Below are 12,333 nucleotides of genomic sequence, written 5' to 3'. Positions count from 1 at the left end.
GGAAACGGTTTTTATGCCTTTCCCTTTTTTAAAATTAAAAAGGAGAGAAAATAAAAAATATGAAGAAATTAGATGATTTAATTGATGTTTTTGCAAAATTGCCTGGAATTGGGAGAAAAAGTGCGGCAAGAATTGCATTTGATGTACTAGACAGGAGTGAAGCAGAAGTTGATAGAATGTTAGAAATAATAAAAGATTCACATACAAATATTAAACATTGTAAAATTTGTGGAAATTTATCGGAAAATGAAATTTGTGAAATTTGTGAGAATGAAAAAAGAGATAAGGGAGTAATTTGTGTTGTAGAAGGTGTAAGAGATGTGATTGCCTTTGAGAAGTCAGAAACATATAATGGGCTTTATCATGTTTTAGGCGGCAAAATTGATCCGTTAAATGGAATTACTATTGAAGATTTGAATTTGAAAAAGTTGCTGGATAGGATAGATGGAAGTGTTAGGGAAGTTATTTTAGCTTTAAATCCTGATTTGGAAGGAGAAACTACAAGTCTTTACTTAACAAAATTTTTAAAGGTAAGAGATGTAAAAATCTCTAAAATTGCTAGTGGTATTCCAATGGGTGGAAATATTGAATACACTGATATGGCAACTCTTGGAAGATCATTGGAAGGTAGAGTTAATGTAGATGATGAAAATTAGATTTATTTTAACAGATTTCAGGAGTTAATATAAATACTCAAGCAATAATATAGTAAAACTGAACTTAAAAACTATGACTATTTTATTCAAATTCTAAGTTTTATATAGTTTTTAATAGTCTAATTTTAAATGGTTTCGAGTATTTAAATAAAATATTGCCTGAGTATATTTTTTATCTTATTAAACTAAATATAAAATAAGGAAGAAGCCCCATCCCCATACTAGAAAAAATAATCCAAAGTCCCGACACACTTTCCACAATTTTTCCTGATAAATCCTTTTTCAAAAATTTTATCATAAAATATATTGAAACTACTAATATTACAAGCAATGTTAATCCACCAAAGAAAAAATATTTTTCGTAAGTATGGGCAAGCCCAAGAATGACAAGAAAATATTCAATAACAAAAAGTAAACTTAAAATTACTACAGCCTTTTTCTTTCCCCAAAGTTTGCTATACGTCTGCACTCCATGTTCTTCTTCGTCAGCTCTTCTCGTTTTTCTTCCAATTTCTAGAACAATTCCGTTTAGATAATTTAATGCAAAAAGAGGAATTAGGGCAATATCAATATTATGTTTATACCGTTGTAATATAAAAACGTCAAAAATATTTTTTGGTACAATGTATCGTGTAGATTCTACAATAACGAGAGTAATGAATACCATTATTACAACGTGGGAGAGAGCATAAATCAAAATTCTTTTTGTAAGCCATTTTTTTATAAAAAATTCCTTTGCCATTAAGAACATATAAATCCATACAAATATCATAAAATAGATAATTTCAGGATCTATAACGTGTGCAAGTATTATTTGTGTTATAACAGTAGCAATTCCTATTTTTCCTAATGTTTTTAATGAAATTATACCTCTCTGAACAGGACGGTAAGCCCTGTATTTTAAGTCTTCCTCATAATCCTTAAATTCGTCTGTTATTCTTAATTGCAGGAAAAACATAAAAATTATTATGAATAGTGGAACTATTCTATAAAAGGACATAGGTACTCTAATTCCTTTTACATAAAATGGATGCATAATTTTTGAATTGTATAATAAACTTGTATAAATGTATCCTGACAAAGTAAAAATTAGTACAAAAAAAGAGTTTTTTCCTAATGGAAACCGTTCATTCAAATATATTTTGAAGTTTTTTATATTTTGAATCATTGATTTTTTTGAATTTGTATCATTTCTATTCATTTTATTTTTCCCTTCGTATATCTATTTCTAAAGTTCTTTTTTCAATTCTTCCAGCCTTTTATAATCCGTTTTGCTGTTATGCCTCTTATCCATTGGAATTTCAGTTTCAATTATTTTAAATATTCCAAATTTTTCTTTTAGTCTTTTAATTTCACTATCTTTAGATAAGTCTTCTTTAAATCCAGAATTTCTTTCAGCAAAGAGGTATAATTTATCATTTTTTGAAGTAAGGACTGATTTTTTCAAGTTTTTACAAAATGAAAAGGCTGTTTCCACAGTAAAAGGATAATAAACATTTTCATCAATCTGTATTCTCCCTTTAACTCTTCCAAGCAGTACAAGTTGCCCTTTTTTGTTAATATATCCCATATCTCCTGTCCTATGCCATTTTTCATTGGGGTTTTTCTCAACATTTAAATATTCGTTTACTACATTTTCACCTTTTACAAGTATTTCACCTTTTAATGCTGAAAAATCTTCAGCATTGTTATCTTTTAGGATTTTATTTCTTTCAGGAGTTTTTTCTAATTCTTCTATTTTAAGTTCTATTTCATTAACTATTTTTCCAGCCAACAGCCCTTCTCCATTTTTCATATTTTCAATATCTTCTTTTGTTATATCTTCAAAATTTAATACTGATATTGGCTCAGCTTCTGATGCTCCATACAAAGCTGTAATTTTTGCATTTGTAAAAACTTCTTTAATTTTTTTCATAAGGCTGTAAAAAACAGGAGCACCACCTGTATATACCTTTTGAACATTTTCAAGCGTTATTTTTTCATCTTTGCAAAATTTTACGATATTTTCAAATATTACAGGAGGGAGGATGACGTTTTGAATATTATTTTCTATTATCTGTTTAACAATATTTTTAAAATTTGATTCTGCAGGTTTTTTCCAGTTTAAATCAGGAATAAAAGTAGTTGTTCCTGTGGCAATGTGCGAAAAAAGAAATATTGGGAATGAAGAATAAACCGATGTTTCCTTTTCAAATTTTATATTTTTCTCAAGTACATTATGCTGCCCTAGCAAAAATTTATGAGTTCTCATAATAATTTTAGGAAATCCAGTACTTCCACTTGTAAAACTGATAAGAGCTGGTGTATCTTCTTCAATTTTTTCATAATTTTCAATTTTTTTATTTTCTTTCACTTGACAATTTTCATTTATTGAAAATTTTTCAGAGTATTCCATCACTTTAATATAATTAATTTTTTTCCCAATTTTTCTGATTCCTTTTAGAAAAAATCCCTTCAAAAGTGTTTTTCTGCTTCCAATTATCCCATCAGGTGAAATCATCTCACAGCATTTATTAATATGCTCAATCCCAGCATAAGGATCAATAAATACAGCCTGTATTCCCATTTTGAATATTGCTGTCAAAATCAAGTAAAATTCCACTCCAATTGGAATAAAAACTACAATTTTATCTCCTTTTTTAAAATTTTTTTTCCTTAAATAATCACATACATAATTTGATTTTTCATCTATTTGGGTAAAAGTAGCTTTTTTGCCTGTATTTAAGTCAAATAAAGCTGTCTTATCTGGATACAGACTTCTTAATTCTTTTATTTTGTCAACTATTGTCATTTTTATACCACCTTTTATTTAAAGTTCCTTTATAAACAAAGTATATCTTCTCAATTCATCTCCCAATAGCGATCCTATATTTTTAGATATATTTTTTTCATACATCAAAGCATAAATCACATTTTTATAACCTGATTTTTCCGCTTCCTTTACAAGTTCATCAATTAAGATATATCCCATTCCTTTTCCGTTATATTTTGGAGAAATTGCAATCGTCTTAAGTATCATTGTTTCTATTTTTCCTTTATATTCAAGCTCCGCATAATCAGGTACTCCAAACACATAGCCAATTAATTCATCCTTGAGATAAAGCGTTTTAAAGAATTTTTTTACAATTTTATCCTCATATTTCATATACATTTTTATAAAAATTTCTCTTTCCAGTTCAGAATATAAAAAATTATTTTTAAATGCCTGAATTGTCAAGTCATAGACTTTATTTAACATTGTTATTATATCTTCATTTTCTGAAGATTTTACTTTTACATCCTTATAGTAATTCAATTTTTTTATTTTTTCAATTTTCTTAGATAGATTTTCCCTTTTAACAGGATTCATATTTTCCATTATTGTAGAAATATAATTGGCAAGAGGTTTAAATCCAATTTTTTGAAATAATTCCACATAATAGCCTTCATTCCAAGGTTCCATCAAGAATGGCTTTCTGTTTCCAGTTTTTGTCACATACCGATACGTATTCCAAGTAGTTCCATTCAAAGGTCCAATTATCACTTCAATCTCATTTTTTCTTATTTCTTCAAAAAGTGTATCAAATATTTCTTTTTCAAATTTTTCTTTTCTATATTTTTCAAATATCATTATGTTTCCAATATAAGATGTTTTTTTTCCATTATAATTTGGTCGATTATGCCACAAATTTAGGTTTCCTGCCATTTTTTCCGCTTCATCTTGAAAAACTATAATTTCTGAGGGGCGTTCTATCTGAATTCTTGCTATTTCATTTTGAGAAATATCATTTTCTTTAATATATTTTTCTAAATAATTATTATTTATTTTTTTATTTTCTGTTATCGCATATCTTTTTATTTTCATATCTATATTTTCTCCTGTTTTAATCTTATAACATTCCTATTCCCAGTAATAACATTGAGCAAGTAAAAACAATTCCTGAAGTTAAAAATACTTTGCTTTCTCCGCTAAGTTCGTTTTCCTTTTCAAAAATATAGAAAATTTTCATACTTGTTTCATAAATAAATATTCCGCCTGATATAAGAACTGCTATTCCAGCTAACATTTTAAAATCCAGAATTCTTGACAAAATAAAATAATTTACCAAAAAGAAAACAGCTGCCTTAAATATGCTTCCCATCAAAAAGCTCATTCTAAATGTTTCCCTGTAGATATTTCCAGCATTATCCCTTATTAAATTTATAATTCCAAAAAATAGTGAAAATGAAAAAATATAAATAAGAAACATTTTATCTTTGTTCATTATTATGCTTAATGCAAGCCACATTGATGTGGTAAATGCTATTGTTAAAAGCCCTTTTAGCGAATCTTTAACTTGCCCTTTGACTTTTGGCGTAAAATGATAATATCCAAGATACATTATTAATGGAGGAACTCCCCATTTTATTCCACCTATAATCATAACGATGTAAAGGAAAAATAAACTTGCAGTTTGTGCAACTTTTGTAAGAGTAGTTTTTTTTCTATTTAATATTATAATTGTAAGAAGTATGATTATTACCCCAAATTTATACGTAAGTTCGCCTGCAGCCAAATATAAGTTTAATTTTAAAAATAAATATACGAAAAATGGGACAAAAAGATTATCCAGCCCGTTCCACGAAATCATTTCAAGAATCATTGCAAGAACGCTTAAAAGTAATGAAACAAGCACAATATTTATACTTTTAATGTTGCTAAAAAATAAAAAGAAGTTTATACAAATAAAATATGTTGTAAGAAAAAATGTCACAGATCCTTCTACTGACTTTGTTCCAAATCCCGTGTCAAACTTATATTTACTATAAAATTCTCCAATAAGGGCCGCAAAGGCATCAGAAAACATAAGTATTATAAGCGGAAGGGAATACATTATTTTATTTTCACTTGACACAATCCATAATCCTAAAATACTTATAATAAAATATATATCTCCAAATGTTTTTCTATTTTTTGTTTCCAAAACTTTTCTAAATCCAGCTATTCTATTTTTTATCAGCCTAATGGAAATAAGTACCATAAGAAAAATCACTCCGAGTATTATAACCGAATTCTTTTTCTCGAATATAAACGGAAGAGCCAGTCCTCCAAATCCCGAACCTATATGTAAAATTTTTCGTATAAGTTCTGAATTTAACGTTTCACTTTTTTCAAGTTTATTCAGCAAAAGAAAAAACATTATAAAACCAATAAAAACAAGTATCATCTTAGTTATTTCCATACTTTATCACCTTTTCAACTACAAAATCAGTATAAAAAAACGTTTTGTCCTTTTTATGAAGTTTTTTATCAAATTCTTCCATTCTTTGAAAATTTTTTTCAATATTATTTTTTTTGTTTTCTATATTTTCCTTCATTTCATTCTCTGTATAATTTAATTTTGCGGAATTTCTTTCCACTATCAAGTTCCAGTATGCCAATATCGCATTATTATCAGCATTATCATAAATTTTTTTCATCAAATTTCTATAATTTTCCAAAGACATATATTCAAATATATCACTTAAATTAAATTTATTTATTTTAAAATCTATTTCATCAAGATATTCTTCCACAGAATTTTGAACAATCTCTAATTTATGAAGATTTTTCCTAATATTTTCAAAATTTTCCCTTCTTAAAAAGTAAGGTAAGCAGTCTAAACGGTAATTTCCCATCATAATATAATGAATATAAGGATTTTCATAGCTGTCCAGCTCGCAAAGGGCATACTTGCTTCTTTTATTCATCTCTTCAGAAATATCTTTTTCCGCATACCTGAAAAATTCCTTATCCCTTCCAAATTTTCCAACTATAGATTTAGAAAGAAACAGCTTAAACATCAGTTTCCATCTAAAATTATTCCAATGTTTATTATAATATTCCTCTCTTTCCTGCCTCGACTTTTTCTCAAAAAGTCCTTCCACTCTTTTTTTATTATGTATCAAAGGAAGTATCTTTTCCCTAAAAATTTTAAAGAATTTTTCAAATTTTCCAATATGAATCACTCCAGTTTCAATTGCTTCCCTATTAAGATCCCAATAATCTCTCACATCTTTCTCAAGTTTTTCACGTATTTTCTCATACATCCCAATTCTTTTAGAAGAATTTTTAATTCCCATAAATTCTAGCATTTCTTCATAATCAAAATTTTTAAAAATTTCCCTTTTAAGCTTAGCAAGAGCAATTTGGGGAAAACTTATATCGAGAGCTATCACTTTTTCAGGATTTTCAGTAAGCATCGAAAACACATTATCCCCTGCCGACAAAATCCCAAAGCATACATCTTTTTCACTAATATCAAGGCTTTCAAGCAATATTTCAGTATCTTCCCAGCATTGGGAGTATCTTATTAAAGAAAAATCAACTTTATTTTCTTTTACTTCACTTTTCAATTATGTTCCTCCTAATTTGTTTGTAATTTTAAATTTTTAATAAAAATCAGTCATTCAATTTTTTTATAATTCCCGTACTTCCGTCAAATTGAACCATATCTCCTGTTTTCAGAATACTTGTTGCCCCTTGTACTCCTACTATGGCAGGGATGTTCATTTCCCGTGAAATAATTGCACTGTGGGATAAAAGGCTTCCCTTTTCTACTATAAGTCCCTTCAATAAAGGAAAAACCATAACCCAGCTTGGATCTGTAGATTTTGTAACAACGATATCTCCCTCTTCAACTTGAGTATCCATAGGATTTAAGACAATTTTTACTTTTCCTTTTACAATTCCTTTGCTACATCCAGTCCCTTGCAAAGTATTTTCGTCGAGTTGAGAATTTCCAGTCAAATCTTCATAATAAAAGTTTTCTCCTAGGAATCCTCTTGTTAAAAATCTATCAGGAAGAATTGCCTCTGTTTCGTATTTTTTATATTCCTCTTTTCGTAGTTCTATAAGTTTTTTTAAGTCAATATCAATTATTGAGCCGTCAACAAGTCCAAAAATTTCATCGACAGTAAGATAGAATACATCTTTTTCATTATTTATAAGGTTGTTATTTTTAAGATGTACTCCCATTTTTTTCATAATCTTTCTGACTGTTCCAAAAACCTTTGTCCGTTCATATCTCAAATTTTCCCTTAACCGTATAAATTTTTTCGCATAAAATAAAGTTTTTTTCAATAAATATTTTTTTATAGGATTTATTTTCAGGCTGTCATATATTTTTTTCTGTTCTTCCAATATGTTTCTTTTAGCATGTTCCTGAACATTTTCTGTTATTGAAAGCGAATATATCATTTTTATTAAAAATAAAGGCTCTTCCCTTAATGTTGGTGCTTCCAGTTTCAGTTCGTGGACTGTCCTGTCACCAAATTTTTCCATATACTCATTCAAAGTAGAACTAAATTCTGCATTTTGGGTTAATTTAAATATTTCAATAAGTGATTTTTCGTTTTTGTTTATTATATTTTTTATTTCATCTTTTAAAGATTTGTCATTTTTTATCATAAGGCTCATTTTTTTTATATATTTCGATGGTTCAACACTAATCATGCTGTTTCCTTCTTGAGCAATAAGCGTGTTGTGTGTCTTTTCAAAATCATCTTTTATATATTTTTCAGCCATTTTTTTTGAAAGTCCAAACCAAACCATTACAAGAAAGTCATTTATAATAGGTATTTCCCAATTTTTTAAAAATTTATTTTCAAGAAACTTGTAATATTTTTTCAGTTCTTTTATATTTTTATTACTTAAATCGCTATTTTTACCATTAAGATTTTCATCAATAATCTTATAAAATTTTTCAGCCTTTTTTTCAATAAGAAACATATTCATAAATAATGTAAATCCAGCCTTATATTTTTCCAGTTTATTTCTAAATTTTTCAAAGCCTGTCATTTTTCCTTCAGCTTCCAGCAAATTCTCATTCAGATTTTCTTCGGATAATTCCTTTTTTACCCCCATCATCTGTTCCATAAATTTACTATTGCCTTTAGAATTTGGAAACAGCATCAAAAGTTTATACCAGTTTATCAAGTTATAGTAAACCCGCCCTTTTAGCAATCCAAGCATATTATCATAAATATCCTGATAACTTTCCACAACTTTGGCAGGCACTCCTGTTATTTCTGAGAATCTTTTATAGACGTCGGAATATGCCTTTCTTATAAAGCTGAATGTGAGTGGCAATGTAATTTCAGGATAGCTTTCTACAATATTGCTGTTATCCCATATTATTGTGTTATATGTTTTTTTGTCTGTTTTTTCCAATGTAGTTATAGGTCTTGACTGCAATATATATAGCTTTTCCTTTTCAAATGCCCATTCCATATCCTGAGGCTTTCCATAATATTTTTCAATATTTATGATATTTTCACCTAGTTCACATATTTCACTGTCATTTAATATTTCCTCTTCAATATTTATTTCTTCTGTTTTTATTTTCTTATTTTCAAAATCTAAAACCTGTCTTATTTTTTTGGTTCTTATCTCCTTTTTAATTTCCTTCGTTTTTTTATTATATATAAACAGATCTCCATTTTCATCTCCGTCAACTATGCTTGTTCCCAGTCCATAAGTTCCAGAAATAACGACTTCGTCATAATTATTATTTACAGGGTTTACACTAAATCCAACTCCCGCCTTTTCAGAATTAACCATTTCCTGAATTATTACTGCTGGAACATTTATTTCATTATTTATTTTCCCTTCTTTTCTGTATTTCATAACATGATTTGAAAATGAAGAAATCCAAACTTCCTTTATTTTTTCCAACATATTTTCTTTTTTCACATAAAGGTACGTTTCAAACTGTCCAGCAAATGAAAAATTGCTGCTATCTTCTTCAATTGAAGACGATCTCACAGCATAATAACTTTCTTCATTTAGTGCATTTTCTATTTCCTTTTCAAATTCTTCCTTAATTTTATGATTTTTTATAATTCTAATTATATTTTCAATTTTTCTTTCGGTATTTCCGCTGAATACAGCATTCCAATCCTTAATTTCATCATTGTTTCCTGTTTCCTGATTATACATTTCAATTTCTTTTAGTATAATTTCCTTAAAATATCTGTTAGTAATGACTGAAAAATGCGGGACATTAAATCCATTGGCAGCAAGTTCAAGCAAATTTTGAGCCTTTTTACCAATTTTTTCCTCAAATACTGTATTTTCATTATGATTTTTTAGTTTATCAATATTATAAATATATTTCATAATTTTATTTTCCTTTGCTAAAAAATATGTTTATTTTATATTATACCTCATTATGATTAATTTTAAAACTTTTTTCATAAAAAAAGTTGCTCTTAGTAGAGCAACCTGTATTCAAAAGTTTGTAAATTTAAATTCATAAAAACTCAATAAATTTTAAGTTTTGAGCAGAATGTCAATTTGAAATGGCTATAAAATATTTTTATTTTTTAAAACACAGGAAATCCTTGTCCGGCATATTTTTCTTCAATAAACTTTTTAACTTTTTCAGAAGTCATAGCTTTTGTCAAATCCTGTATTTTCTTACTGTTTTTGTTATCTTCTCTTGCTACAAGACTTACAGCGTATTTACCATTTGTATTTTTTTCAATGAATAAGGCATCTTTTACGTGAACTCCAATTTTTAGCATGTGTGATGGCCAATTAAATGCTAAGTCAGCTTCTTGGTATGCCTGCACTAGCGATGGAATAGGAACTGCCATAAATTTGAAATTTTTCTTTGTGTTAATAACGTCATTCAAATTATAAAGTCCATCTTTTGGCTTCAACTCAATTAAACCTTCATTTGCAAGTATTCTCAAAGCTCTATCCTGATTTGTCACATCGTTTGGAATGGCAACTTTTGCCCCGTTTGGAATTTCTGACTTATTCTTATATTTTTTTGAATAAAAACCTACATAAACATCATAAATCCCTTTAACTTTTACAAGTTTTCCATTATTTTTCTTATTAAAAACCTGCATAAACGGCTCATGCTGATGAAAGTTTGCGTCAAAATCTTTAGCATTTAAACCAACATTTGCAGTAACATAATCTGTTAACACAGTAACTTTTACATTATAACCTTCTTTTTTTAAATCCTCAGCTGCTATTTTCACAATTTCATCCATCGGATATCCAGCCGCAGCAATTCTGATGACATTATCCTTTTTTAAATTTATTCCAACAAATGCTAAAATTAGCACACATATTACAGCTAATGAAATTAATAATTTTTTTGACATTAGTAAATTCTCCTTTTCTTATCTAAATTTTTTGATATTCTGTTTCCAATAATCTGTATCGAAAATACAATGACTATCATTATCGCCACAACCCTGTATACAAGGGCATAGTTGTATTCGTTGTATCCATATCGCATTGCATAGTCGCCAATTCCGCCTCCACCAACGACTCCCATTACAGTAGAGTACGAAATAAAACTGATAATTGCCGAAGTTAAGCCAAGCACAAGGCTGCTTCTCGCTTCAACAAGCAAAAAATGCCACACAATCTGAAATACACTTGCCTTCATTGATAAAGCCGCATCAATTATTCCGCTATTCACATCATAAAAGGACTGTTCTGTAAATCTCGCATACAGTGCCACAGCTACAAAGCAAATTGGAAAACTTGCAGGAAATAGTCCAAAGGCAGTACCAAAAATTAATCGTGTGAGAGGTATCAATATAACTACAAATATTAAAAACGGAAAACTTCTGACTACATTTATATAAATGTTGCATGGGATATTTATAAACTTATTTTCCCTAATGCCGCCTTTATCAGTCAAAAATACAACGGCTCCTAAAGGAACTCCCAAAAATACTGCACATATCGTAGGAATAAGAACCATTATAAAAGTGTCCTTTATTGCAATTAATAATTCAGTATCTATCATTTCAGAACCTCCCTCACATAATCGGCATAACTTTTGTTTGATTTTTCATAATCCTTCTGATTAACATTGAAAATATCTGTAATTTTACCTTTTTCAATAACCGCCACCCTGCTGCATAGCCTTTTTACAACTTCCAGTTCGTGAGTAACAACTAAAATAGTCGTTCCATACTTTTTATTTATTTCCTCAAATAAGTCAAGTATTTCATCTTTTACAGATTTATCCAAAGAAGCTGTAACTTCATCACAAAGCAGTAATTGCGGATTTGACACTAACGCACGGGCAATCGCCACTCTCTGCCTTTCGCCGCCGCTAAGGGAAGCAATAAATGATTCTTTCCTGTCAGACAGCCCCACAAATTTCAAAACTTCCTTAACTTTTTCAGCTGAAAATTTTTTCTTTAAAATTAAGGGAAGAGCAACATTATCAAAGACATTTTTGTTATACAAAAGATTAAATTCCTGAAAAATATAAGCAGTTTCAGTATTCTTTGCAATATTAATTTCTCCTTTATCAGCTTTCAAAATTCTTTGAATAATTCTTAAAATTGTCGATTTTCCGCTTCCTGACTGTCCAATTAATCCAAAGATTTCTCCTTTGTTAATCTTTAAATTTATTTTTAAATCAAAACCGATATAATTTTTTTCAATGTTTTTAAGTTCTACCATTTCACCTCCAATTATTTTTGTATTTAATTTTAAAATGTAATAACTTCAAAATTATATCATATTTTTTAAAATAAGGGAATACTATTTGAAAAAAAGTAAATTCTATTTTAAGGAACAGAAATAATAAAAATTTAGTAATTTTTTTCGATAATTTCACGGTTTTCTATTTTTTAGGGGAACAAAAATTGAAAACAAATATTTCCTTGTATTTCACTTTGATATTAGATATAATTT

At 28.3% G+C, this 12,333-nt stretch carries 10 protein-coding genes; 1 reads left to right on the top strand and 9 read right to left on the bottom strand.

The window, feature by feature from the left end:
• Positions 1–59: 59 nt before the first annotated feature.
• Entirely contained in the window at positions 60–656 is a 597-nt protein-coding gene (gene recR, locus F1564_RS06180) for a recombination mediator RecR (protein ID WP_018449778.1), read from the top strand.
• Between the two features lie 172 nt (positions 657–828).
• Here recR and F1564_RS06175 read toward each other — a convergent pair whose 3' ends face one another.
• The 9 genes from F1564_RS06175 to F1564_RS06135 form a co-directional block, all read right to left on the bottom strand.
• On the bottom strand, positions 829–1,857 hold the full coding sequence (locus F1564_RS06175; RefSeq protein WP_018449779.1) for a UbiA family prenyltransferase: 1,029 nt from the start codon (positions 1,855–1,857) through the stop codon (positions 829–831).
• Between the two features lie 27 nt (positions 1,858–1,884).
• Positions 1,885–3,447: an AMP-binding protein gene (locus tag F1564_RS06170; RefSeq protein WP_018449780.1), complete on the bottom strand. Its 1,563-nt coding sequence runs from the start codon at positions 3,445–3,447 to the stop codon at positions 1,885–1,887.
• A gap of 18 nt (positions 3,448–3,465) precedes the next feature.
• On the bottom strand, positions 3,466–4,500 hold the full coding sequence (locus tag F1564_RS06165) for a GNAT family N-acetyltransferase (RefSeq protein ID WP_018449781.1): 1,035 nt from the start codon (positions 4,498–4,500) through the stop codon (positions 3,466–3,468).
• A gap of 25 nt (positions 4,501–4,525) precedes the next feature.
• Positions 4,526–5,857: a diacylglycerol/polyprenol kinase family protein gene (locus F1564_RS06160; RefSeq protein ID WP_018449782.1), complete on the bottom strand. Its 1,332-nt coding sequence runs from the start codon at positions 5,855–5,857 to the stop codon at positions 4,526–4,528.
• Positions 5,844–7,010, bottom strand: coding sequence for a DUF3419 family protein (locus F1564_RS06155; protein ID WP_018449783.1), 1,167 nt, complete (start codon positions 7,008–7,010; stop codon positions 5,844–5,846). Before F1564_RS06155 ends, F1564_RS06160 begins: the two co-directional genes overlap by 14 nt.
• A 46-nt stretch (positions 7,011–7,056) precedes the next feature.
• Complete coding sequence (locus F1564_RS06150) at positions 7,057–9,774, bottom strand: PEP/pyruvate-binding domain-containing protein (RefSeq protein WP_018449784.1); 2,718 nt, start codon at positions 9,772–9,774, stop codon at positions 7,057–7,059.
• Between the two features lie 206 nt (positions 9,775–9,980).
• A complete protein-coding gene (locus tag F1564_RS06145; protein WP_018449785.1) occupies positions 9,981–10,775 on the bottom strand; it encodes a MetQ/NlpA family ABC transporter substrate-binding protein in 795 nt (264 codons plus the stop codon).
• Positions 10,775–11,431: a methionine ABC transporter permease gene (locus F1564_RS06140; RefSeq protein WP_018449786.1), complete on the bottom strand. Its 657-nt coding sequence runs from the start codon at positions 11,429–11,431 to the stop codon at positions 10,775–10,777. Before F1564_RS06140 ends, F1564_RS06145 begins: the two co-directional genes overlap by 1 nt.
• A complete protein-coding gene (locus F1564_RS06135; protein WP_018449787.1) occupies positions 11,428–12,099 on the bottom strand; it encodes an ATP-binding cassette domain-containing protein in 672 nt (223 codons plus the stop codon). The genes F1564_RS06140 and F1564_RS06135 overlap by 4 nt, the downstream gene beginning before the upstream one ends.
• Positions 12,100–12,333: the final 234 nt, after the last annotated feature.

Origin of the sequence: Leptotrichia shahii, assembly GCF_008327825.1 — a bacterium.
GTDB lineage: Bacteria > Fusobacteriota > Fusobacteriia > Fusobacteriales > Leptotrichiaceae > Leptotrichia > Leptotrichia shahii.
This window is presented reverse-complemented; position numbering and strand designations above follow the sequence as displayed.